22 protein-coding genes are annotated in these 21,906 nt (G+C 62.4%); 11 read left to right on the top strand and 11 right to left on the bottom strand.

Going from position 1 to position 21,906, the window contains the following annotated elements; translation table 11 throughout:
- Positions 1–47 precede the first annotated feature (47 nt).
- The 6 genes from adk (at position 48) to J3P97_RS21550 (ending at position 4,563) form a co-directional block, all read left to right on the top strand.
- On the top strand, positions 48–695 hold the full coding sequence (gene adk / locus J3P97_RS21575; protein WP_434672730.1) for an adenylate kinase: 648 nt from the start codon (positions 48–50) through the stop codon (positions 693–695).
- Between the two features lie 92 nt (positions 696–787).
- A complete protein-coding gene (tsaB, locus tag J3P97_RS21570; RefSeq protein ID WP_434601733.1) occupies positions 788–1,465 on the top strand; it encodes a tRNA (adenosine(37)-N6)-threonylcarbamoyltransferase complex dimerization subunit type 1 TsaB in 678 nt (225 codons plus the stop codon).
- Between the two features lie 357 nt (positions 1,466–1,822).
- Positions 1,823–2,131: a hypothetical protein gene (locus J3P97_RS21565; protein WP_434572076.1), complete on the top strand. Its 309-nt coding sequence runs from the start codon at positions 1,823–1,825 to the stop codon at positions 2,129–2,131.
- A complete protein-coding gene (locus J3P97_RS21560) occupies positions 2,131–2,991 on the top strand; it encodes a DUF72 domain-containing protein (protein WP_434672729.1) in 861 nt (286 codons plus the stop codon). The genes J3P97_RS21565 and J3P97_RS21560 overlap by 1 nt, the downstream gene beginning before the upstream one ends.
- Before the next feature lie 35 nt (positions 2,992–3,026).
- Positions 3,027–3,848: an isocitrate lyase/PEP mutase family protein gene (locus tag J3P97_RS21555; RefSeq protein ID WP_434601731.1), complete on the top strand. Its 822-nt coding sequence runs from the start codon at positions 3,027–3,029 to the stop codon at positions 3,846–3,848.
- A gap of 37 nt (positions 3,849–3,885) precedes the next feature.
- The gene (locus J3P97_RS21550) at positions 3,886–4,563 is read left to right on the top strand and encodes an extensin-like domain-containing protein (protein WP_434574103.1); all 678 of its coding nucleotides are present in this window, start codon (positions 3,886–3,888) and stop codon (positions 4,561–4,563) included.
- A gap of 4 nt (positions 4,564–4,567) precedes the next feature.
- On the opposite strand, the gene J3P97_RS21545 is transcribed toward J3P97_RS21550, so the two are convergent.
- Positions 4,568–5,188 carry an energy transducer TonB gene (locus tag J3P97_RS21545; protein WP_305499072.1) on the bottom strand — a complete coding sequence of 207 codons (621 nt, stop codon included), beginning with the start codon at positions 5,186–5,188 and terminating at the stop codon, positions 4,568–4,570.
- Between the two features lie 91 nt (positions 5,189–5,279).
- Here J3P97_RS21545 and J3P97_RS21540 point away from each other — a divergent pair, with 91 nt between their 5' ends.
- On the top strand, positions 5,280–6,062 hold the full coding sequence (locus J3P97_RS21540) for a class I SAM-dependent methyltransferase (RefSeq protein ID WP_434601730.1): 783 nt from the start codon (positions 5,280–5,282) through the stop codon (positions 6,060–6,062).
- A gap of 152 nt (positions 6,063–6,214) precedes the next feature.
- On the opposite strand, the gene J3P97_RS21535 is transcribed toward J3P97_RS21540, so the two are convergent.
- Positions 6,215–6,850, bottom strand: a complete 636-nt coding sequence (locus J3P97_RS21535; RefSeq protein ID WP_434572083.1) for a TetR/AcrR family transcriptional regulator — start codon at positions 6,848–6,850, stop codon at positions 6,215–6,217.
- A 94-nt stretch (positions 6,851–6,944) separates the two neighbouring features.
- Between J3P97_RS21535 and J3P97_RS21530 the strand changes: the two genes are divergently transcribed.
- Together J3P97_RS21530 and J3P97_RS21525 are read left to right on the top strand one after the other, a co-directional pair.
- Positions 6,945–8,045 carry an efflux RND transporter periplasmic adaptor subunit gene (locus J3P97_RS21530; RefSeq protein ID WP_434672728.1) on the top strand — a complete coding sequence of 367 codons (1,101 nt, stop codon included), beginning with the start codon at positions 6,945–6,947 and terminating at the stop codon, positions 8,043–8,045.
- A gap of 5 nt (positions 8,046–8,050) precedes the next feature.
- Entirely contained in the window at positions 8,051–11,116 is a 3,066-nt protein-coding gene (locus J3P97_RS21525; protein ID WP_434672727.1) for an efflux RND transporter permease subunit, read from the top strand.
- A gap of 140 nt (positions 11,117–11,256) precedes the next feature.
- Here J3P97_RS21525 and J3P97_RS21520 read toward each other — a convergent pair whose 3' ends face one another.
- Together J3P97_RS21520 and plsB are read right to left on the bottom strand one after the other, a co-directional pair.
- Positions 11,257–11,946 (bottom strand): DUF4197 domain-containing protein, encoded by a 690-nt coding sequence (locus J3P97_RS21520; RefSeq protein ID WP_434672726.1) that lies wholly within the window; start codon positions 11,944–11,946, stop codon positions 11,257–11,259.
- A 99-nt stretch (positions 11,947–12,045) separates the two neighbouring features.
- Positions 12,046–14,547: a glycerol-3-phosphate 1-O-acyltransferase PlsB gene (plsB, locus tag J3P97_RS21515; protein WP_434628679.1), complete on the bottom strand. Its 2,502-nt coding sequence runs from the start codon at positions 14,545–14,547 to the stop codon at positions 12,046–12,048.
- 224 nt (positions 14,548–14,771) lie between these two features.
- On the opposite strand from plsB, the gene J3P97_RS21510 reads away from it, so the two are divergent.
- Positions 14,772–14,981, top strand: coding sequence for a cold shock domain-containing protein (locus J3P97_RS21510; protein ID WP_003198198.1), 210 nt, complete (start codon positions 14,772–14,774; stop codon positions 14,979–14,981).
- 143 nt (positions 14,982–15,124) lie between these two features.
- On the opposite strand, the gene J3P97_RS21505 is transcribed toward J3P97_RS21510, so the two are convergent.
- The 3 genes from J3P97_RS21505 to dapE form a co-directional block, all read right to left on the bottom strand.
- Complete coding sequence (locus tag J3P97_RS21505) at positions 15,125–15,502, bottom strand: hypothetical protein (RefSeq protein WP_305499079.1); 378 nt, start codon at positions 15,500–15,502, stop codon at positions 15,125–15,127.
- 83 nt (positions 15,503–15,585) lie between these two features.
- A complete protein-coding gene (locus J3P97_RS21500; RefSeq protein ID WP_434672725.1) occupies positions 15,586–16,395 on the bottom strand; it encodes a putative RNA methyltransferase in 810 nt (269 codons plus the stop codon).
- Complete coding sequence (gene dapE / locus J3P97_RS21495) at positions 16,395–17,546, bottom strand: succinyl-diaminopimelate desuccinylase (protein ID WP_434601725.1); 1,152 nt, start codon at positions 17,544–17,546, stop codon at positions 16,395–16,397. The genes J3P97_RS21500 and dapE overlap by 1 nt, the downstream gene beginning before the upstream one ends.
- Positions 17,547–17,856: 310 nt before the next feature.
- Here dapE and tcdA point away from each other — a divergent pair, with 310 nt between their 5' ends.
- Positions 17,857–18,675 (top strand): tRNA cyclic N6-threonylcarbamoyladenosine(37) synthase TcdA, encoded by an 819-nt coding sequence (tcdA, locus tag J3P97_RS21490; protein WP_434672724.1) that lies wholly within the window; start codon positions 17,857–17,859, stop codon positions 18,673–18,675.
- 140 nt (positions 18,676–18,815) lie between these two features.
- On the opposite strand, the gene J3P97_RS21485 is transcribed toward tcdA, so the two are convergent.
- The 4 genes from J3P97_RS21485 to J3P97_RS21470 form a co-directional block, all read right to left on the bottom strand.
- Positions 18,816–19,220, bottom strand: a complete 405-nt coding sequence (locus J3P97_RS21485) for a SufE family protein (RefSeq protein WP_305499083.1) — start codon at positions 19,218–19,220, stop codon at positions 18,816–18,818.
- Complete coding sequence (locus J3P97_RS21480) at positions 19,217–20,422, bottom strand: aminotransferase class V-fold PLP-dependent enzyme (protein ID WP_434656024.1); 1,206 nt, start codon at positions 20,420–20,422, stop codon at positions 19,217–19,219. The genes J3P97_RS21485 and J3P97_RS21480 overlap by 4 nt, the downstream gene beginning before the upstream one ends.
- Positions 20,423–20,497: 75 nt before the next feature.
- On the bottom strand, positions 20,498–21,532 hold the full coding sequence (gene dapD, locus J3P97_RS21475; RefSeq protein ID WP_434572101.1) for a 2,3,4,5-tetrahydropyridine-2,6-dicarboxylate N-succinyltransferase: 1,035 nt from the start codon (positions 21,530–21,532) through the stop codon (positions 20,498–20,500).
- 33 nt (positions 21,533–21,565) lie between these two features.
- Positions 21,566–21,874 (bottom strand): arsenate reductase, encoded by a 309-nt coding sequence (locus tag J3P97_RS21470; protein WP_434605203.1) that lies wholly within the window; start codon positions 21,872–21,874, stop codon positions 21,566–21,568.
- Positions 21,875–21,906 lie beyond the last annotated feature (32 nt).

The following is a 21,906-nucleotide window of genomic DNA, read 5'->3' as shown; positions in this document are numbered from 1 at the left end:
CGAGGCGAATCCGAGCGTTTTACATAAAAAAATTGAGGAGCACATCGATGCGCGTCATTCTGCTGGGAGCTCCCGGGGCCGGTAAAGGTACTCAGGCAAAGTTCATCACCGAAAAATTCGGTATCCCGCAAATCTCCACTGGCGACATGCTTCGCGCCGCGGTCAAGGCTGGTACCCCACTGGGTGTTCAGGCCAAGAGCATCATGGATGCCGGCGGCCTGGTGTCGGATGACCTGATCATCGCGCTGGTCAAGGACCGCATTGCTCAAGCCGACTGCGCCAACGGCTTCCTGTTCGATGGCTTCCCACGCACGATCCCTCAGGCTGAAGCCCTGGTGAGCGCTGGCGTGGAGCTCGACCATGTTGTCGAGATCGCGGTCGATGACGAGGAAATCGTCCAGCGTATTGCCGGGCGTCGCGTTCACGAAGCGTCCGGTCGTGTCTATCACACCGTCTACAACCCGCCAAAGGTCGCCGGTAAGGACGACGTGACTGGCGAAGAACTGGTGCAGCGCAAGGACGATACGGAAGAAACCGTGCGTCATCGCCTGTCGGTCTACCATTCCCAGACCAAGCCGCTGGTGGACTTCTATCAGAAGTTGTCTGTTGCTCATGGCAAGCCGAAGTACAGCCACATCCCGGGCGTCGGCTCGGTCGACGCGATCACCGGCAAGGTGCTTGAAGCACTGAGCTGAAAACGCTGATTGCAGCCTCAACTACGGCCCGCTTGCGGGCCGTAGTTGTTTATACTGGCGCACTTTTTCCCACCTGATTTACGGACATATCGATGAGCACCTTGCTGGCCCTGGACACCGCGACTGAAGCTTGCTCCGTTGCCTTGCTGCATGACGGCAAGGTCACGAGCCACTACGAGGTGATCCCGCGCCTGCATGCGCAAAAATTGCTGCCTATGATTCAGCAATTGCTCAGCGATGCCGGGATCACCTTGCAAGCCGTGGATGCGATCGCCTTTGGCCGCGGCCCAGGGGCGTTTACCGGCGTGCGCATCGCCATTGGCGTCGTGCAGGGCCTGGCCTTCGCCTTGGAACGCCCGGTATTGCCGGTCTCGAACCTGGCCGTACTGGCCCAGCGCGCCTTGCGCGAGCACGGCGCGCATCAGGTAGCGGCCGCCATCGATGCGCGCATGGACGAGGTGTACTGGGGCTGCTATCGCGAAACCGCTGGCGAGATGCGCCTGGTCGGTGCCGAGGCGGTGTTGCCACCCGAAGCGGCGGCGTTGCCGGCTGACACCAGCGGTGACTGGTTCGGCGCCGGTACCGGTTGGGGCTACGGCGAGCGAATCGGCGTCAGCCTTGTCGGCCAGGATGCCTCGATGTTGCCCCATGCCGAAGACCTGCTGGCCCTGGCACGCTTTGCCTGGGAACGCGGCGAAGCCATCCCTGCCGACGATGCGCAGCCGGTGTACCTGCGGGACAAGGTCGCGACGCCCAAGTCCGAACGGTAAACCCAAACTTGACCACACTCTCGAGCGAGCACCATTGTGGCGAGGGAGCTTGCTCCCGCTGGGGCGCGAAGCGGCCCTGAAATTTCCTTGGTGCCCTTACTGGTCGGGCTGAAATTAAATCTTGGGGTTGCTTCGCAACCCAGCGGGAGCAAGCTCCCTCGCCACAAAGCCATTAATCCAGCTAAGGCCTGTCAAAGTCATCCCAAGACCCAAAAGTCACACCCAAAATTGCCAGTCGTCACTTTTTTCGCCGGTTTTTAAACCTTTTTGCCTTTATGTGTTCTAGTTATCACTTGCGCATTTGCGCGGATACGAATGTGCCGCTAAATTGCCATCATTGATACCGAGCATTCTGTTATGCGTATAGACGGCGTTTCATCCCAGTCCTACCCCATCAAGCGTCGGCCTCGTGCGGGTAAAGCCGCTGAGCCGGAAAACTTCGATGACATCGATGGTGAGCTGGAATTTCCGTCCGAAGAGCAACTGGCCGCCCGCACCGCCAAAGCCTCCGCGCAACGCCTGAGCAATCTTCCCGCCCGTCAGCAGGACATGCTGTATCACCGCGCCATGAGCCGCAGTGTCGCGACGGCGCTGGCCAGCTACCTGAGCACCGCCGGTTTCGTTGATTGGGATATGGAAGTGCTGGGCCTCGACCTCTACATCTGATGCGGTTGCCCTACTATCTGGGTTGCCCGTCCTGGAGCGAAAACGTCTGGCGCGATTATCTTTATCCCCAAGACGCCAAAAGCTCCGATTTCCTCGGTCTCTACTCTCAAGTATTCAACGCCGTGGAAGGCAACACGACCTTCTACGCGAGCCCGGCCGCGTCCACCGTTCAGCGCTGGGCCGAGATCATGCCCGAGCACTTTCGCTTCACCGCCAAGATCCCCGGTGACATCAGCCACGGCGGCGACCTGCGCGAACACCTGACCGCCACCGAAACCTTTGTCCAGTTGCTGAGCCCGTTGGGCGAGCGCGTCTCGCCGTTCTGGCTGCAACTGTCCAAGGCGTTCACGCCCAATCGATTGCAGGAGCTGGCGGCATTCATCGACGCGTTCCCACGGTCGTTGGCCGTAGAGGTGCGTCACGATGAGTTTTTTGCCAAAGGCGACGCTGAACGACAGCTCAACCGTTTGCTGCTCGATCGTGGTGTCGAACGCATCTGTCTCGATCCCCGCGGCCTGTTCAGCTGCGCGTCGACCGCCCCTGAAGTCATTCACGCGCAATACAAGAAGCCCCGGGTGCCGACGCGACCGGCGGCGTTCACTCAATACCCGCAGGTGCGCTTCGTCGGTCATCCGGTAGTGGAGGCCAACGAGCCGTTCCTGACGCCATGGGTAGAAAAAATCGCCGTGTGGATCGAAGAGGGGCGCACGCCGTATATGTTCCTGCACACCGCCGACAATCTGCTGGCGGCGAAACTCGCGATGCATTTTCACAGCCGCCTGATGAAGCGTTTGCCTGGCTTGCCGGCGCTGCCTGAGCTATATAGAGAACCCGCCGCCGAGCAACTCGGTCTGCTCTGAGGCGAATTGCGCAAAATTGCTCAGGAGCGACTTTCATGGATGCACAAACCCGCCGAGCCCAGGCGTTCAAGGCCTTGCACGAACGCGATGGGGCGTTTGTCATTCCCAATCCATGGGATGCCGGTTCGGCAAAGATGCTCGCCAGCCTCGGCTTTGAAGCATTGGCGACGACCAGTGCCGGTCACGCTTTTTCCCTGGCACGACCCGACGGCGCCCTGGGCCTTGATGACACGCTGGCGAATGTGCGAGCGATTGTTGCGGCCACGGACCTGCCAGTCGCCGTCGACCTGGAAAACGGCTTTGCCGATGCGCCCGAAGACTGCGCCCGCAGCTTGCTCCGCGCGGCACAAGCCGGCGCGGTAGGGGGCTCCATCGAAGATGCCACGGGCCGCGAAGACAGCCCGATCTACGATTTCGAGCACGCCGTGGCGCGGGTCAAGGCCGCCGCCGAGGCGGTGCGCAGTCTGCCTTTCCCTTTCCTGCTGACTGCACGGGCGGAAAACTTCCTGCATGGCAGGCCGGATCTGGACGACACGATCCGACGCCTGAAGGCCTTCGCCGACGCCGGCGCCGATGTGCTGTACGCGCCGGGGCTGAGCAGCGCCGAGCAAGTGCTGGCGGTGGTCCGGGCCGTGGCGCCCAAGCCCGTTAACGTACTGATGTCCGGCGCGCTGGATCTGACGGTAGCCCAGTTGAGTGAACTGGGCGTCAAGCGCATCAGTGTCGGATCGGCTCTCGCGCTGGCGGCGTATGGCGAGTTTTTCCGCGCCGCCGAAGAAATCCAACGGCAGGGGACCTTCACCTTCACCCGTCGCTCAATGCCTTTCAACCAGGCCAATCAATTATTCAAGGGTTGAATCCCGAGGCGTTGTCGTGCGGTTTTTGAAAGGACTGATGGTATTGACGCTGATCGCTGGCGTCGCGGTGGTGGCGGTATGGCGCGGTTGGCTGACCGTACCGCCGCAATGGAACCCCTGGGCGCCGCTGGACGTGAAAGCGCCGCCAAATCTGCTGACCCGCTACAAACTCATGGCGCTGCGCAACGATCCGCAACTGTGTGACCAGGCGCTCGCCACGTCGGGGCTGCGCACCGCTCGCCAGGCCGACAGCGGCGCCAATACCTCGTGCCCGCTGACCAATGTGCTGCGGGTGCAGGGCGGTGAGGTGGCGCTGAGCAGCAGCTTCCTCGCCAGTTGCCCACTGGCCGTGGCCTTCGCGCTGTTCGAGCGCCATGCATTGCAGCCGGCGGCAATGGCCGCCTATGGCAAGCAAGTCACGCGGGTCGATCACCTGGGCAGTTTTGCCTGTCGCAACATGTACGGTCGTGAAAGCGGCGCGCGCAGCCAGCACGCCACTGCCAGCGCACTGGACATCGCCGGGTTTCGCCTGGCTGATGGACGAGCCGTCAGCGTGCTCAGGGATTGGCCGAAGGACAACACCGATGCGCAGTTTCTACGGCAGGTGCGCGATGGCGCCTGCGACATGTTCAGTGTGGTCTTGAGTCCGGATTACAACGCGGCGCACCGCAACCATTTTCATCTGGATGTGGGGCCCTGGTGGATTTGTCGTTGAGGAATCAGGCAGCGATGCGCAGGTTCTGCAATACGATCGGACGCGCCCAGCGAGTGTCGAAGTCCAGTTGTTTCTGCTGCGCCACCAGTTCCTCTTCCGGGAATGGAGGGAATGGCTTGTCCAACAGGTCGAGTTCGAATTCGGCAATCGGCAGGGGCAGTCGACGCGGCTGTGGTGCCGGGCCCGGTTCTGGCAACGGTTGACCGGCGGCGAGGACGATCGGGCGAACCCAGTTGCTCTCGAAGGTCTGCTGCTTTTGCTGTGCGACGATTTCTTCTGGCGGGAAGGGCGGGAACGGCTTGTCGAGCAAATCGAGTTCGAACTCGGCGATCGGCAGGAACAACGGCTCGGGTGGCTTGACCTGGGTTTCCGTGACGTCGCAGGTGCGCTGGCTGACGATATGCTCCAGCAGCTCGGCGCCCAGGGTCGGTTCAACCGCTTCATCGAGGGCGACTGGCTGGTAGCTGCCGGGCGCCGGTGCGTTTTCACCCAACTGGTCGGCCAGGGCCCGGGCAAAAAAATCCTGCCACAGGTGACTGACGCCGCTCAGCGCTTGGGTGTTACGCAGGCTGTAATCGCCGTAAGGGGAGATAACGCCTATCGATGTGGATTGAATGTCTGACATTTTTCTCGGTCGACGCTCAGCTCTGGCAAAATGCCGTTCACCGTTGTTATCGGCCGTTTTTGCCGATCCTTAATTTTTTGAGCATGCTTTCATGATTGAGCAACTCGCGGCTTGCCGCATCCACGTCGAGGCCCTGGCCCCGGCGTTCCAACCCCGCGCCGAGCAGTGGGCCGAGCAGCTCGGCCTGCCGTTGCAGATGGATGACGGCGAGTTCGCCTTGCAGGTCGGCGAGCACGGGTTGCAATTGCAGCAGCTGGGTCCCGATGCGCCGGGACCGGTGCGGGTGGATTTCGTCGAAGGCGGCGCAGCCCACCGTCGTTTGTACGGCGGCGGCAGTGGCCAGATGATCGCCAAGGCAGTCGGTGTCGCGCAGGGTGTGCGTCCGCGAGTGCTGGATGCCACGGCGGGGTTGGGCAAGGATGCGTTCGTGCTGGCGAGTCTCGGCTGCGAGATGAGCCTGATCGAGCGTCAACCCTTGATCGGTGCTTTGCTGGAGGATGGCCTGGCTCGCGGTGCGGAAGATTTCGATGTGGCGCCGATTGTGGCGCGGATGCGCTTGCTCAAGGGCAATTCCATCGAAGTGATGCGCAGCTGGCAAGGCGAGCCGCCCCAGGTGATCTACCTGGACCCGATGTTTCCCCATCGGGAGAAAACCGCCCTGGTGAAAAAAGAGATGCGCCTGTTCCGCCCGCTGGTGGGCGATGATACCGACGCCCCGGCGCTGCTTGCCGCCGCGCTGGCGTTGGCGACCCACCGGGTGGTGGTCAAGCGCCCGCGCAAGGCCCCCTGCATTGAAGGGCCGAAGCCGAGCCATGGGCTGGAAGGCAAGTCCAGTCGGTACGATATCTATCCGAAGAAAGCGCTCAAGGCTTGAGACCGGGGTGACTTCATTCGCGAGCAGGCTCGCTCCCACATAGGGTCTTGGGAAGGAGCTGTTCAGCAGAATCCATATTCACCACAGTTCTCCTGTGGGAGCGAGCCTGCTCGCGAAGAGGCCCTCCCAGCCAGCGAAAGTGACCGGTCGAACTAAGGCCGATAAGCCCGCACAAACAACCCCACCACTTCCTGCACATGCGCTTCGGCCGCTTCGGCGTCCTGCGGCCCGTCGCAGCCATACAACAACCTGAAGTTCGCCGCGCCCTTGATCAGGCAGAAAAAATGCTCGGCGGCGTTGCGCGGTTTGTCGATGCTCAGGGCGCCGCTCTGGTCGATCTTGGTCAGCAACCTTTCCATTCCGGAAAGCATTCGCTGCGGGCCGGCCTGGTAGAAGATGGTCGAGAGCTTCGGATCCTGGCTACCCAGCGCCACCATCAGCCGATGCAGGTTCACCGATTCGTCGCTGTTGATCAGTTGGTTGAAGCCGCGGGCGATGTTCAGCAGCACGTGTTCAATCGGAACACCGTCGGCCCATTCGAAGAAAAGCGGCGGCACCTGTTCCTCGCACTTGGCAATCACGGCGGCGGAAAACAGCGTTTCCTTGTCATTGAAGTGGCTGTAGACGGTCAGCTTCGAGACGCCGGCCTCGGTGGCCACAGCGTCCATGCTGGTGCTGGCGTAGCCCAGGCTCAGGAACAGGCGTTTTGCGGCGTCGAGAATGGCCTGGCGCTTGGCCAGATCCTTGGGACGACCAGGGCCGCTGGAGGAGGGAGGATTGTTCGACATTATTCGCTTTTAATACTGGACTGGTGAGTTTGCTATTAATAACATACTCGCCAGTATAATTATTCCAAGCACCATTAGCGAAAGGTCATCCACCATGTTCCGCTATGTCCTGCCCCTCGCCGTGCCAGTCAGCCTGGCTTTTTTATTGTCTGCGTGCGGTCATGAGGAGCCGACGCCGGTCGCCGTGCGCCCTGCGATGGTCGTCAAGCCGGAGCCTTCGGCCCAGGCAATGGACAGTTATCCCGGCGAAGTACGGGCGCGGTTCGAGCCGGACCTGGCGTTTCGCATTGGCGGCAAGGTGAGCCGCCGGCTGGTGGAAGAGGGCCAGCGGGTCAAGGCCAACCAGGCGCTGGCCGAACTCGACCCCGAGGATGTGCGCCTGCAACTGGAAGCCAGTCGGGCTCAGGTCGCCGCCGCCGAGGCCAACCTGAGCCTGGTGAAAGCCGAGCGTGACCGCTACAAGACCTTGATGGAGCGGCAGATGGTCAGCCGCTCCCAATACGACAACGCCGAAAATCTATATCGCTCCGGTGCCGCGCGGCTCAAGCAGATCAAGGCCGAATTCGACGTTGCCAGCAACCAGGCCAGCTATTCGGTGTTGCGTGCACCCCAGGAGGGCGTGGTGGCCCGGCGGGCGGTGGAAGTCGGCCAGGTGGTGTCGGCTGGACAGACCGTCTTCACCCTGGCCACCGACGGCGAGCGTGAAGTGTTGATCAGCCTGCCGGAGCAGGGATTTGGGCGGTTCAAGATCGGCCAGCCAGTGTCGGTTGAATTGTGGAGCCAGCCCGATCAGCGCTTCAGCGGACGCATCCGCGAACTCTCGCCGGCCGCCGATCCGAAATCCCGTACCTTCGCCGCGCGCGTCGCCTTCACCGCTGGCAGCGTCCCGGCGGAACTGGGCCAGAGCGCCCGGGTGTTTATCCAGACCACTGAGAAGGCGCCGCTGTCGGTGCCATTGTCGGCCCTCACCGCCGAGAACGGCGCCACCTTCGTCTGGGTGGTCAAGCCCGACAACACGCTCAGGAAAGTCCCGGTGCGCGTTGGCGCCTTCGGTGAAAAGACCGTGCCGGTGCTCGAAGGCCTGAATGCCAATGACTGGGTGGTGGCCGCTGGCGTGCATGTGCTTCTGGATGGCCAGCAGGTTCGGCCGGTGGATCGCTCCAATCGCGTGGTCAACCTGGCGGCCAAGGAGTAATCCCGATGGGCTTCAATCTCTCCGAATGGGCGTTGCGTAACCGCCAGATCGTACTGTTCCTGATGCTCTTGCTGGCGATCGTCGGCGCGCTTTCCTACACCAAGCTGGGTCAGAGCGAAGATCCGCCATTCACCTTCAAGGCCATGGTCATCCGTACCGTCTGGCCGGGGGCCACGGCGGAGGAAGTGTCGCGCCAGGTCACCGAGCGTATCGAAAAGAAGCTCATGGAAACCGGCGACTACGAAAAGATCGTCTCGTTTTCCCGCCCGGGAGAATCCCAGGTGACTTTTGCGGCTCGCGACTCCATGCATTCCAAGCAGATTCCCGAGCTGTGGTACCAGATCCGCAAGAAGATCGGCGATATCCGGCAGACCCTGCCGCCCGGTATCCAGGGGCCGTTCTTCAACGATGAGTTCGGCACTACCTTCGGCAATATCTACGCGCTCACCGGTGACGGCTTCGATTATGGCGTGCTCAAGGATTACGCCGACCGTATCCAGATCCAGCTGCAGCGGGTCAAGGACGTGGGCAAGGTCGAGTTGGTCGGCCTGCAGGACGAGAAAATCTGGGTCGAGCTGTCGAACGTGAAGCTGGCGACCCTCGGCTTGCCCCTGGCGGCTGTCCAGCAGGCTCTGCAGGCGCAGAACGCGGTATCGACCGCCGGCTTCTTCGAGACCGGCAGCGAGCGATTGCAGCTCCGGGTCTCGGGGAATTTCCAGACCGTGGAAGAGATCCGTGACTTTCCGATCCGCGTGGCCGACCGGACCTTCCGCATCGGTGACGTGGCCGATGTCCGGCGCGGCTTCAATGACCCACCGGCCCCGCGCATGCGCTTCATGGCTGAAGACGCCATCGGCCTGGCCGTGGCGATGAAGGAGGGCGGCGACATCCTGATCCTCGGCAAGGCCCTCGAAGCCGAGTTTGCCCGCATCCAGAACACCCTACCGGCGGGCATGCAACTGCGCAAGGTTTCCGACCAGCCGGCTGCGGTGAAGACTGGCGTCGGCGAGTTTGTCCAGGTACTGGTGGAAGCACTGACGATCGTGTTGCTGGTGAGCTTCTTTTCCCTGGGGCTACGTACCGGAATGGTGGTGGGGCTGGCGATTCCGCTGGTCTTGGCGATGACCTTCGCCGCGATGTATTACCTGGGCATCGGTTTGCACAAGATTTCCCTTGGCGCGTTGGTGTTGGCGCTGGGGCTGTTGGTGGACGATGCGATCATCGCGGTGGAGATGATGGCCATCAAGATGGAGCAGGGCTACGACCGGATCAAGGCGGCCAGCTTTGCCTGGACCAGCACAGCGTTCCCGATGCTCACCGGTACCCTGATCACCGCGGCGGGGTTCCTGCCGATCGCCACCGCGCAATCGGGCACCGGTGAGTACACCCGTTCGATTTTCCAGGTGGTGACCCTCGCGCTGCTCGCTTCCTGGGTGGCCGCGGTGGTGTTCGTGCCGTATCTCGGGGAAAAACTCCTGCCGGACCTGGCGAAGATTCACGCGGCCAGGCATGGCACCGCTGACGGCCAGCCGGACCCCTACGGCACGCCGTTCTATCAGCGAGTCCGGCGAACGGTGGAGTGGTGCGTGCGTCGACGCAAGACGGTGATCACCTTGACCGTGTTGTTGTTCGTTGGCTCGGTGGTGCTTTTCCGTTTTGTCCCGCAGCAGTTTTTCCCGGCGTCGGGAAGACTGGAGCTGATGGTCGACCTGAAGCTGGCCGAAGGCGCTTCGCTGGTCAACACCGCGGAGCAGGTCAAGCGCCTTGAAGCGCTGCTCAAGGACCACGCTGGCATCGACAATTACGTGGCGTACGTCGGCACCGGCTCACCACGCTTCTACTTGCCGCTGGATCAACAACTGCCGGCGCCGAGCTTTGCCCAATTCGTCGTGCTGGCCAAGACCATCGAAGACCGCGAGCCCCTGCGCAGTTGGCTGATCAGCACACTGAACGAGCAGTTCCCGACCCTGCGCTCGCGGGTCACACGCCTGGAAAACGGCCCGCCCGTGGGGTATCCGGTGCAGTTTCGGGTGACGGGTGAGCACATCGAAGAAGTCCGCGCGCTTGCCCGGAAAGTCGCGACAAAGGTTCGCGAAAACCCCTACGTCGCGAATGTCCACCTGGACTGGGAAGAACCGAGCAAGGTGGTGTACCTCAACATCGATCAGGATCGCGCCCGCGCGTTGGGCGTCACCACCGCCAACCTGTCGAGTTTCCTGCAAAGCTCCCTCACGGGCTCCAGTGTCAGCCAGTACCGCGAAGACAACGAGCTGATCGAGATCCTGCTGCGTGGCACCGTGCATGAGCGCACCGAGCTTTCACTGTTGCCAAGCCTGGCGGTGCCTACCGACAACGGCACGAGCGTTGCCCTGTCGCAGATCGCGACGCTGGAATACGGCTTTGAAGAAGGGGTGATCTGGCACCGTAACCGTTTGCCCAGTGTGACCGTACGTGCCGACATCTATGGCAAGGAGCAACCGGCGACGCTGGTGCAACAGATTTTCCCGACCCTGGACCCGATCCGCGCAGAGTTGCCGGACGGCTATCTGCTGGAAGTCGGGGGCACGGTGGAGGATTCAACCCGCGGGCAGAAATCGGTGAATGCGGGCGTGCCGCTGTTCATCGTGGTGGTGCTGACGTTGCTGATGCTGCAGCTGCGCAGCTTCTCGCGCACGGCGATGGTGTTTCTCACCGCGCCGCTGGGACTGATCGGCGTCACGCTGTTCCTGCTGGTGTTCCGCCAGCCGTTCGGTTTTGTCGCCATGCTCGGCACTATCGCGTTGTCCGGGATGATCATGCGCAATTCGGTGATCCTGGTGGACCAGATCGAACAGGACATCAAGGCGGGGCTAGCCCCCTGGCAGGCGATCATCGAAGCGACCGTGCGCCGTTTCCGGCCGATTGTACTGACCGCACTGGCGGCGGTCCTGGCGATGATCCCACTGTCGCGCAGCCTGTTCTTCGGGCCGATGGCAGTGGCTATCATGGGCGGTTTGATCGTGGCGACGGCGTTGACGCTGTTGTTCCTGCCGGCGTTGTATGCGGCGTGGTTCAGGGTCAGGAAAACCTGACCCACAGGCGCACATCGAACCTGTGGCGAGGGAGCTTGCTCCCGCTCGGTTGCGCAGCGACCGCAAAAGACCTAGGGGCGCTACGCGCCCCAGCGGGAGCAAGCTCCCTCGCCACAGGTATTGTATTTGTCGGATAGGGTTCAGAGGGTGCCGAAAACCTTCTTGGCCAAACTGGTCGCCGCGGTCGCCGGGTTCTGGCGGATCGTTGTTTCCTGCTTGGCGATCATTTCGAACAGACCGTCCAGCGCCTGCTCGGTCACGTAGTTCTCGACGTTGGCGCTCTTGGTGTCCACCACGCCGAGTGTTGCAGCCTGGCCGGCGAAGGCGTTGTATTTCTGGACCAGGCCGACCTTGTCGGTGGCTTGCTTGACGATCGGCAGGAACTTCGCGCGAATCTGCTCGCGGCTGCTCTTGTTCAGGTATTGCGTGGCCGAGTCGTTGCCGCCGCTCAGAATGCCCTTGGCATCCGTCACGCTCATGTTCTTCACCGCATCCACCAGGATCGGCTGGGCCTGTACTACGGCGGCTTCGGCAGCCTGGTTCATGCTGGTTTCCAATTGATCGACCTGAGCGCCCATGCCGAAGGCCTTCATCTTGCTGGCGACTTTACCGAGCTTGCCCGGCAGCTCGATCTTCACGTCGGGGTTGTTGCTGAAACCGCCAGGCTTACCCAGTTGCTTGACCGCGATCTGGGCGCCTTGGGTGAGGGCATCCTTCAGGCCGCCCGTGGCGTCCTGCTGCGAGAGATCACCGAGCGACAGGGCCATGGCGTTGGCGCAGATCAACAGGCCGGCGCAGAGGCCGGTGAAACGGAGGGTAGGGCAGAGCATGGGCACTTTCCTTGAACGTTTGGAAAAGAATCAGCGTACGGCATTGCCAGGGATCTTCATATTCAGGGCGCCCGAATGCAACCAGGCGCTTTTCAAGAGTCAGTCCGCAGCCGTCGGAACGTCCTGATCCGCCGCATCTTCGCTGCGATGCAAGGCCACCTGGCGGATCGACAGACGAATTTCCGCCGGCAGCACCCGCTTGGCCGCGCCTTCAGCCAGCTCGCCGAGCAGTTCGTGATAGCTCAGCTTGCCTGCTTCGTCGCGTCGCAGGACGTCGAGGTCGAGCATTGTCTGGATGAAGTGGCGGAACAGGCTTTTGTCGAAGAACTCCGGTGCGTTCAGCCCATGCAGGATCGACAGGCGCTGGGCCATGACGGTGCAGAGGTCCTCCAGTTCTTCGGCGCTGATGCTGTTCTGCCCGCTGTTGAGCAGCAGCGAGACGGTCATGTAGAAACGCTGCAAGGTCTGGGCGATGCTTTTCGACAGCAGCGTCAGCAGCACGAAATGCCGCGAACTCGGCGCCGGGCGCAGGTAGAGGTCTTTTTCGAAACGCAGCAGGCCTTGTTCAACGAATGCTTCGAGCCACTGGTCTACCACCGCGTCCAGTTCCTCCAGCGACCAGCGAATGAACAGCTCCGACTGCAGGTACGGATACAAGGCCCGGGTGTAGCGCAGGATCTGTTCGCGGCTCATGCGCGAGCTGCTCTGGAAGAAACTGGCGAGCAGCGCCGGCAGGGCGAAGATGTGCAGGACATTGTTGCGGTAGTAGGTCATCAGCACCGCGTTCTGCTCATCCAGATACAGAATCTTGCCCAGGGCGTCCTTCTGTTCCGACAGCAGGTCCATGCCTTTGACGTGCGCGATCAGCGCCTGGCCATCGCCTTCGGGCAAGGTGGTGTGCGGTGAATATGGCACTTTGCGCAGCAACGCGAGGTACAGGTCCAGCACGCGGGCCATGGCATGATCGTCCAGGGCCAGACGGCTGGTGGACAGCAGCGCGAGCGCTACCAGGTTGACCGGGTTGATGGCCGCGGCTTCGTTCAGATGGCGGGCGACACGTTCGCCGAGGCGGTTGGTGGTCGCGTTGAGCCAGTCGGGTTTGAACTGCGGACCGAGCTCCTGCTGGCGCCAGCCGGGTTGTTCGCCGTCGAGGAACTCCGCCAGCTTGATTGGCTCGCCAAAGTTGACCGCGACCTGGCCAAAGCGTTGCTTGAGGGCGCCGATGACCTTGAAGATGTCGAAGATCGACTCCTTCTTTTTGCTCGCACCCCGCAGCTCACCGAGGTAGGTGCGGCCTTCCAGTACGCGCTCATAACCGATGTACACCGGCACGAAGACGATCGGCATGCGCGAGGAGCGCAAAAAGCTACGCAGGGTAATGGCGAGCATGCCGGTCTTCGGTTGCAGCATGCGCCCGGTGCGCGAACGGCCGCCTTCGACGAAATACTCCACCGGGAAGCCCTTGGTGAATAGCGTGTGCAGGTATTCGTTGAACACGGCGGTGTAAAGCGGGTTGCCCTTGAACGTGCGGCGCATGAAAAACGCGCCGCCACGGCGCAGCAGGCCGCCTATCACCGGCATGTTGAGGTTGATGCCGGCGGCAATGTGCGGGGGTGTCAGGCCATTGCGAAACAGCAGGTACGACAGCAGCAGGTAGTCGATATGGCTGCGATGGCAGGGTACGTAGATGACTTCGTGGCCTTGGGCAACGTTCTGCACGCCTTCGATGTGGTTGACCTTGATGCCATCGTAGATCTTGTTCCAGAACCAGCTCAGCACCACTTCCAGGAAGCGGATCGCGGTGTAGGTGTAGTCCGAGGCAATCTCATTGCCATAACGCAGGGCCTGCGCCTTGGCTTTTTCGGCCGGGATCTTTTCCCGCTCGGCCTCTTCGAGAATGGCCTGCTTGACCAGCGGCTGGTTCAGCAACCCCTTGACCAGGTTGCGCCGGTGGGAAATGTCCGGGCCGATAACCGCTGCTTTCAGATTGCGGAAGTGCACCCGCAGGATCCGCTGGGCCATGCGCACGGTGCGTTCATGGCCTTTGTCGTGCTCGATCAGTTCGCGCAGATGAATTGGCGCGGAGAATTGCACCCGGGTCTTGCGCCCGAGAATCATGATGCTCAGCAAGCGACGCAGGCGCCCGGTGACCGCCCAACTGTCGGCGAACAGCAGCTTCCAGGGGCTGGATTCGCTGTCGGGCGACTGGCCCCAGAAGACGCTGACCGGAATGATCTGGGCGTCCTCGGCGGCGTTGTGGGTCAGTTCGTCGACCAGCCGCGTCAGGGTCGGCGGCGCACCGCGTTTGTCCTGGCGCCCGAGCCAGTCCGGCGCCGGCGTCAGGTAGAAAAACGCCGCCGGCTCCAGCAGGCCGCCCACCGAGACGGGCAGCACCGGACGTGGCAGGCCGGCCTTGGTGCATTCGGTGTCGAGCACCGCCAGATCGGTGAGCGAAGGATCTTGCAGGACGTAGAACACCGGACGACTGCGGTCGAGGTTGAGGGTGAAGGACGATTGGTTGATGGTCTCGGAGCGAACCCAGAGGTACAACAGCCGGCGCAGGGTGCCAAACACAAGACGGCGGAACGGGGAACGGGTCATACGGCTTCTGCGTGAGTGGATAAGAGCAAGCGGTACTAGTGTGCCGGATTCACCGAAAATCGGCAAAAAAGCGGCGAAGTAAAGTCAGTTGAGAGTTTTTCCGGGTGTCATATACTCGGCCAGTTACTGCCCCGGCCTTCCGACGGACGGTGGGACGGCGGCTGAAACGCGTACGGCTTTCCCTCGAAAAGCCGGCTCAGAAAACAAGAACGGGAGTGAGCATCATGGCAGCACGCGAAACTGGCAGTGTGAAGTGGTTCAACGACGCCAAGGGTTATGGCTTCATCCAGCGCGAAGGCGGGGCGGATGTGTTCGTCCACTACCGCGCGATCCGTGGCGAAGGCCACCGTTCACTGACCGAAGGCCAGCAGGTCGAATACGCGGTGGTGGAAGGGCAGAAGGGCTTGCAGGCTGAGGATGTGGTGGGGTTGTAAGCCGCTCCTGCAATCGCCGCAAATCCCCCGTGGGAGCGAGCCTGCTCGCGAAGACTGTGTCAGGTGATCAGTTATATACCGTCACACCGCCTTCGCGAGCAGGCTCGCTCCCACAAGGGATCACCGTTGATCAGAAGCCAGCCTTACGCCGTCTTCCAGGTAATCTCTTCTTCCCCATCGGCGCTGATGCGAATCCAGCGATCCGCCGAATCCTCGCCTTCTTCCTCCACCCACGACCCCGGCGCGCAGCGCACTTCGACGTTCAGCGCGGCGAAGGCGGCGCGGGCGCAGGCGATGTCGTCTTCCCACGGGGTCTGGTCACTTTCCAGGTACAGGCTGTTCCATTTGCCTACAGCCTTGGGCAACCAGGTCACGGGGATGTCGCCGGCCTTGCACTTGTACGTCTGACCTTTCTGCACCCAGTCGCTGCACGGGCCGAGGGCCTGGCCGAGCCAGGCGGCGATCGCCTTGTGGTCGACGTCGGCGTCCTTGAGGTAAATCTCGATATCGGGTTGGCGCATGGATGTCCTCACTGCGGTCTCGAAAAATCCATTCGCGGATTTAACTGGCCCCGGACAGTTGTCCGAGGCCCGGAATAAAAAGGTTACTGAAGAACGAAATAATCGTAGCGCATCGACACGCTCACCTCGAACGGCTCGGCCTGCTCGATCACGCTGGCGCGGCGTTCGGCGCTGGCGCGCCAGCCGTGGGGCGTCATCGCCAGCAGATTGGCGCGATCCTGGCTGTTGTCGAGCGTGAGCTTGAACTCAAGGGTTTCACTGTGATCCAGCGCCATCCCCGACGGCACCAGGGCCAGGTGTTTGTCATCGGTGTATTCGCGAACCTCGTCATACAGCCGCTCGCGCAGCTCCATCAGGTGGCCGCTGGTAGGCCCGACTTTCATCAAGCCGCCGCCGGGGCTGAGCAGGCGCTTGGCCTCCTGCCAGTCCAACGGGCTGAACACGCTGGCGAGGAACTGGCAGCAGCCGTCCGCCAGCGGCACCCGCGCCATGCTGGCGATCAACCAGGTCAGTTGGGGGTTGCGTTTGCAGGCGCGCTTGACGGCTTCGCGGGAAATATCCAGGGCGTAGCCATCGGCGTCGGGCAGGGCGTCGGCGAGTTGCGCGGTGTAATAACCTTCGCCACAGCCAATGTCCAGCCAGCGTCCGGGCGCACGTTCGGCGGCCAGTTCAGCCAGGCGCCGGGCGACCGGGGCGTAATGGCCAGCGTTGAGGAAATCGCGGCGGGCCTCGACCATCGCCTGATTGTCGCCAGGGTCGCGGCTGTTCTTGTGCTGCACCGGCAGCAGGTTCAGGTAACCCTGGCGCGCGCGGTCGAAACGATGCCCGGCGGGGCATGCCACGCCGTTCTCCACCGCATTCAAGGGTTCATTGCAGATCGGGCAGGCGAGCATCAGGCGAGCAACTTGATGAGCGTCTTGTAGTAGATCTCGGTCAGCACGTCGAGATCGGCGGCCAGCACGCGTTCGTTGACCTGGTGGATCGTCGCGTTGACCGGCCCCAGCTCAACCACTTGAGTGCCCATGGTCGCGATGAAGCGACCGTCGGAGGTGCCGCCGCTGGTGGAGGCCTTGGTCTCGCGGCCGGTGACGTCCTTGATGCTCGACGACACGGCGTCGAGCAGTGCGCCCGGCTCGGTGAGGAATGGCAGGCCGGACAACGCCCAGTCGATGTTCCAGTCCAGTTGATGCTTGTCGAGGATGTCGGCGACCCGTTGCTGCAGGCCTTCGACGGTGGACTCGGTGGAGAAGCGGAAATTGAACACGGCTTCCAGGTCACCGGGGATCACGTTGGTCGCGCCGGTGCCGGAGTTGAGGTTGGAGATCTGGAAACTGGTCGGCGGGAAGAAATCGTTGCCGTGATCCCAATGCTCGGCGGCCAATTCGGCCAGGGCAGGCGCGGCCAGGTGGATCGGGTTCTTCGCCAAGTGTGGATAAGCCACGTGGCCTTGCTTGCCGCGCACGGTCAGTTTTGCGCCGAGGGAGCCGCGACGGCCATTCTTCACCACATCACCCACCAGCGTGGTGCTCGATGGTTCGCCGACGATGCACCAGTCCAGGCGTTCCTGGCGGGCCTTGAGGCGCTCGACCACGGCTTTGGTGCCATGGTGGGCCGGGCCCTCTTCGTCGCTGGTGATCAGGAAGGTGATCGAGCCCTGGTGATCCGGGTAGTCGGCGACGAACCGTTCGGCCGCCACTACCATCGCCGCCAGGCTGCCTTTCATGTCCGCCGCGCCACGGCCGCAGAGCATGCCCTGTTCGTCGATGACCGCATCGAACGGGTCGAGCTGCCAGGCCTGTACCGGACCCGTCGGGACCACATCGGTGTGACCGGCGAAGCACAAAACCGGACCGTCATGCTTGCCATGGCTGGCCCAGAAGTTATCCACATCCTCGATACGCATGGGTTCGAGCTTGAAACCGGCGTCGCCCAGGCGCTGCATCATCAGTTTCTGGCAATCGGCATCCACCGGCGTCACGGACGGACGGCGGATCAGGTCGCAGGCGAGTTGCAGGGTCGGCGAGAGGTCGGCGTGGGCCGTCATGGAAACTCCGGAATATAGTGTGGACGCAAGGCTAGTGCTGGCGCGGGCTGGATCGCGCAAAATGGCGGTTATCTTATAGCAAAACGATCGCCATGGGCCGCCGCTCCCCTCAGTTGGAACTCAAAACCTGTGGGAGCGAGCCTGCTCGCGAAAGCGATTTGTCAGTCAACATTTGATGCTGCTGATTCGACGCCTTCGCGAGCAGGCTCGCTCCCACAAGAGATTATTGAGTGGGGGCATTTCGCGATCGGTCGCCTGAGGCTCGAATTGCTGCGGCAAAGCCCTATAATGCGCGCCGGTTTTTGGGGTAATGGTCATGAGTACAGAAGATCCACGGTTCGCCGGCATCGCCCGTTTGTATGGCATCGAAGGCCTGGAGCGCCTGCGGGCGGCGCATGTGGCGATTGTCGGCGTCGGCGGCGTTGGTTCCTGGGCGGCGGAAGCCATTGCCCGTTGTGGCGTGGGCGAGATTTCGCTATTCGACCTGGATGACGTCTGTGTCAGCAACGCCAATCGTCAGTTACATGCCCTGGACAGCACCGTCGGCAAGCCCAAGGTCGAAGTGATGGCCGAGCGGCTGCGGGGGATCAACCCCGATTGCACCGTGCACGCGGTGGCCGACTTTGTCACCCGCGACACCATGGCCGAGTACATCACGCCGAACATCGACTGCGTGATCGACTGTATCGACAGCGTCAACGCCAAGGCTGCGTTGATCGCGTGGTGCAAGCGCCGCAAGATTCAGATCATCACCACCGGCGGCGCAGGCGGGCAGATCGACCCGACGCTGATCCAGGTCTGCGACCTCAACCGTACGTTCAACGATCCGCTGGCCTCCAAGGTGCGCTCCACCTTGCGCCGCGACTATGGTTTCTCGCGCACCGTGACCCGTCATTACAGCGTGCCCTGCGTATTCTCCACCGAGCAATTGCGCTACCCGAAACCGGACGGCAGCATCTGCCTGCAGAAGAGTTTTGTCGGGGACGGCGTCAAGCTCGACTGCGCTGGCGGGTTCGGCGCGGTGATGATGGTCACCGCGACGTTCGGCATGGTCGCGGCGACCAAGGCTGTGGACAAGATCGTCGCGGGTGTGCGGCGGCCGGCGGACCGGCTTAAGCCCGGGCTGTAACAGCTTTGTGGCGAGGGAGCTTGCTCCCGCTGGGCCGCGAAGCGACCCTGAAACGGGGCAACGCGGTATGTCAGCCGGAGCGAGTTGACTGCTTTTGGGACTGCTGCGCAGTCCAGCGGGAGCAAGCTCCCTCGCCACGGTTATCCAGCCAGCTCGCGCATCCGCTTCAGCACCGCATTCAAGCCATTGCTGCGCGAAGGCGACAACTGCCGTGACAACCCCAACTGATTGAACCAGTCCGGCAAGTCGACCTGGCGCAAATCCTCAGCCGACAACCCGTTGACCCGCGCCAGCAACAACGCCACCAACCCGCGTATCAAGCGCGCATCGCTGCTGGCGGAAAACTGCCAGTGCCCATCATGCAGCCGACCCACCAGCCATACCTGGCTTTCACAGCCGTTGACGAGGTTGGCCTCGCACTTGTCTGCATCGCTCAGCGGTGGCAAGCGATCGCCCCACTGCATCAGCAGCCGGGCGCGTTGCTCCCAGCCGGAGGCGTCCTGGAAAATCCGCAATGCCGCAGCGGCATCGGCAGGCAGGCTCATCGCAGCATCTCCAGGGCCTGATCCAGCGCCTCGAAGAACCGTTCGATATCGGCGGAGTCGTTGTACAGCGCCAGCGACACACGAATCGCCCCGGAAAGCTTCAATTGCTTGAACAGCGGCATCGCACAGTGATGCCCGGCGCGCACGGCAATGCCTTGCTCGGTCAACAGATGCGCCAGATCAGCGTTATGAACGCCTTCGACGCCGAAGCTGACCAGCGCCAGTTGTGGGTTGCCCACCAGCCGCACGCCGTTGCGCGCCAGCAGGCCGTGAAGCAGATAATCGTGCAGCGCGGTTTCATGGTCGATAACCGCCTGCCCGTCGAGATCGGACAGATAGTCGAGCGTCGCTCCCAGGCCGATCACGCTGGCGGTGGGCGGCGTGCCGGCTTCGAAACCCAACGGCGCCGGGCGGAACGTGGCGCTGTGGTAATCAGCCGTTTGCACCATTTCGCCGCCGAACTGCCAATGACGCAGTCGAGCGAGGGCGTCGGTACGGCCGAACAGCACGCCCAGGCCTTCGGGACCGTAAAGCTTGTGGCTGGAAAAAACATAGAAGTCGCAGCCCAGCGCCTCCACATCATGGCGACCGTGGACCACGCCCTGTGCGCCATCGACCACCGTCAGCGCACCTTGCGCCTTGGCCATCGCCAGCAACGCCGGCACCGGTTGCCAGGTGCCAAGCACGTTGGACAACTGGCTCACCGCCAGCAGGCGGGTGCGCGGACCGATCAGCCTGGTGGCGGCCTCTGTATCGATCACCCCGTCGGCATCCAGGGGCAGCACCACCAGCGCCAGCGAGCGGCGCTCGGCCAGTTGCTGCCACGGCAGCAGGTTGGCGTGATGTTCGAGGGCGCTGATGACAATCTCATCGCCCGGGTTGAACAGGTGTTCCAGCCCATAGGCCAGCAGGTTCAGCGCCGACGTGGCGCCGTGGGTAAAAACGATCTGTCCGCAATTTCCCGCATTGAGCCACTGGGAAACCTTGAGTCGGCTGTCCTCGAACGCCTGGGTGGCCAGTGCGCCGGGCAGATGTTGCGCCCGGTGCACGTTGGCCGCGCCGTTGGCGTAGTAATGCGCCAGGGCGTCCAGCAGGGCTTGGGGTTTCTGTGTGGTGGCGGCGTTGTCCAGATAGGTCTGGCCTTGCCGTTGCAGGGCGGCGAGGGCCGGAAAATCGGCACGCCAGGGGGATGGAATCAACATGCTTTCGGGCCCTGCTGGAGTTACGCCGGACCCTGTGGGAGCAAGATTGCTCCCACAGGTGAGGTGTGAAGCGGTTCAGTTATGCGCGTGCAGTGCTTCGTTCAGCTCGATGGCCGACTTGTGGGTCTTGCATTCCACTGCGCCGGTCTCGGAGTTGCGCCGGAACAGCAGGTCCGGCTGGCCGGCCAGGTCGCGAGCCTTGACCACTTTGACCAATTGGTTGTTCTCATCCAGCAGCGCAACCTTGGTGCCTGCCGTCACGTACAGGCCCGACTCCACGGTGTTGCGATCGCCCAGCGGAATGCCGATGCCGGCGTTGGCGCCGATCAGGCAACCTTCGCCAACCTTGATCACGATGTTGCCACCACCCGACAGGGTGCCCATGGTCGAGCAGCCGCCGCCCAGGTCCGAGCCCTTGCCGACGAACACACCCGCCGAGACCCGGCCTTCGATCATCCCCGGCCCTTCGGTACCGGCGTTGAAGTTGACGAAACCTTCGTGCATCACCGTGGTGCCTTCGCCCACATAGGCGCCCAGGCGCAGGCGCGCGGCGTCGGCGATACGCACGCCGGCCGGAACCACGTAGTCGGTCATCTTCGGGAATTTGTCCACCGAGAACACTTCCAGCAACTCGCCACGCAGACGGGCTTCGAGCTGGTGCTCGGCCAGTTCGGCCAGGTCGATCGCGCCCTGGCTGGTCCAGGCCACGTTCGGCAGCAGTGGGAAAATGCCGGCCAGGTTCAAGCCGTGGGGCTTGACCAGGCGATGGGACAGCAGGTGCAGTTTGAGGTACGCCTCGGGCGTGGAGGTCAGTTGCGCATCTTCGGCCAGCAGCGTGGCGACCAGCGGCTTGTGGCTTTCAGCCAGGCGGGTCAGCAGCTTGGCTTGCGCGGCGTCGACGTTGCGCAGCGCTTCAGCCAGTTGCGAGGCCTGGGCCGTGGTGAACGTGATGGCCTGGTTGCCTTCGCTGTAGCCAAGGATCGGCGCGATGGCGGCAACGATCTCGGCCGACGGGTTGAGCAGCGGTTGGGCGTAGAAGACTTCCAGCCAGGCGCCTTCACGGTTTTGAGTGCCGACACCGAAGGCCAGGCTGAACAGGGTAGTGGACATGAAAATTACCTCAACAAAATGGACTGGGCAGGCTTACTTGATCTCTGCCGCATAGATATCTGGCTTGAAGCCAATCAGGGTTCGGTCACCGAGATCGAGCACCGGGCGCTTGATCATCGAGGGTTGGGCGAGCATCAGTTCGATGGCTTTCGTCTGGTCGAGATCGGCTTTGCGTTCGTCGTCGAGTTTGCGAAAGGTCGTACCGGCACGGTTCAACACCACTTGCCAGCCATGCTCGTTGCACCATTGGGCCAGGTGCTCACGGTCGATGCCGGCAGTCTTGTAATCATGAAAGTCATAATGCACCGCGTGTTCATCGAGCCAGGTGCGGGCCTTTTTCATCGTGTCGCAGGCTTTGATGCCGAAAAGGTGCA

The organism is Pseudomonas sp. R1-15 (assembly GCF_051132085.1).
In the GTDB taxonomy this organism is placed as follows: Bacteria; Pseudomonadota; Gammaproteobacteria; order Pseudomonadales; family Pseudomonadaceae; genus Aquipseudomonas.
Note: the sequence above shows the minus strand (reverse complement) of the source record. Positions and strands in the feature narration are given on the sequence as shown.

Excerpts from the sequence above, each read along its gene's own strand:
- J3P97_RS21470 (WP_434605203.1), bottom strand. The coding sequence starts at position 21,874 with ATGAAAAAGGCCCGCACCTGGCTCGATGAACACGCGGTGCATTATGAC.
- J3P97_RS21510 (WP_003198198.1), top strand. The coding sequence starts at position 14,772 with ATGGCAGCACGCGAAACTGGCAGTGTGAAGTGGTTCAACGACGCCAAG.
- J3P97_RS21520 (WP_434672726.1), bottom strand. The coding sequence starts at position 11,946 with ATGCTCTGCCCTACCCTCCGTTTCACCGGCCTCTGCGCCGGCCTGTTG.
- J3P97_RS21525 (WP_434672727.1), top strand. The coding sequence starts at position 8,051 with ATGGGCTTCAATCTCTCCGAATGGGCGTTGCGTAACCGCCAGATCGTA.
- J3P97_RS21560 (WP_434672729.1), top strand. The coding sequence starts at position 2,131 with ATGCGGTTGCCCTACTATCTGGGTTGCCCGTCCTGGAGCGAAAACGTC.
- J3P97_RS21565 (WP_434572076.1), top strand. The coding sequence starts at position 1,823 with ATGCGTATAGACGGCGTTTCATCCCAGTCCTACCCCATCAAGCGTCGG.
- J3P97_RS21545 (WP_305499072.1), bottom strand. The coding sequence starts at position 5,188 with ATGTCAGACATTCAATCCACATCGATAGGCGTTATCTCCCCTTACGGC.
- J3P97_RS21500 (WP_434672725.1), bottom strand. The coding sequence starts at position 16,395 with ATGCTCGCCTGCCCGATCTGCAATGAACCCTTGAATGCGGTGGAGAAC.
- J3P97_RS21485 (WP_305499083.1), bottom strand. The coding sequence starts at position 19,220 with ATGAGCCTGCCTGCCGATGCCGCTGCGGCATTGCGGATTTTCCAGGAC.
- J3P97_RS21550 (WP_434574103.1), top strand. The coding sequence starts at position 3,886 with ATGGTATTGACGCTGATCGCTGGCGTCGCGGTGGTGGCGGTATGGCGC.
- tcdA (WP_434672724.1), top strand. The coding sequence starts at position 17,857 with ATGGTCATGAGTACAGAAGATCCACGGTTCGCCGGCATCGCCCGTTTG.
- J3P97_RS21480 (WP_434656024.1), bottom strand. The coding sequence starts at position 20,422 with ATGTTGATTCCATCCCCCTGGCGTGCCGATTTTCCGGCCCTCGCCGCC.
- dapE (WP_434601725.1), bottom strand. The coding sequence starts at position 17,546 with ATGACGGCCCACGCCGACCTCTCGCCGACCCTGCAACTCGCCTGCGAC.
- plsB (WP_434628679.1), bottom strand. The coding sequence starts at position 14,547 with ATGACCCGTTCCCCGTTCCGCCGTCTTGTGTTTGGCACCCTGCGCCGG.
- J3P97_RS21530 (WP_434672728.1), top strand. The coding sequence starts at position 6,945 with ATGTTCCGCTATGTCCTGCCCCTCGCCGTGCCAGTCAGCCTGGCTTTT.
- adk (WP_434672730.1), top strand. The coding sequence starts at position 48 with ATGCGCGTCATTCTGCTGGGAGCTCCCGGGGCCGGTAAAGGTACTCAG.
- J3P97_RS21540 (WP_434601730.1), top strand. The coding sequence starts at position 5,280 with ATGATTGAGCAACTCGCGGCTTGCCGCATCCACGTCGAGGCCCTGGCC.
- dapD (WP_434572101.1), bottom strand. The coding sequence starts at position 21,532 with ATGTCCACTACCCTGTTCAGCCTGGCCTTCGGTGTCGGCACTCAAAAC.
- tsaB (WP_434601733.1), top strand. The coding sequence starts at position 788 with ATGAGCACCTTGCTGGCCCTGGACACCGCGACTGAAGCTTGCTCCGTT.
- J3P97_RS21535 (WP_434572083.1), bottom strand. The coding sequence starts at position 6,850 with ATGTCGAACAATCCTCCCTCCTCCAGCGGCCCTGGTCGTCCCAAGGAT.
- J3P97_RS21505 (WP_305499079.1), bottom strand. The coding sequence starts at position 15,502 with ATGCGCCAACCCGATATCGAGATTTACCTCAAGGACGCCGACGTCGAC.
- J3P97_RS21555 (WP_434601731.1), top strand. The coding sequence starts at position 3,027 with ATGGATGCACAAACCCGCCGAGCCCAGGCGTTCAAGGCCTTGCACGAA.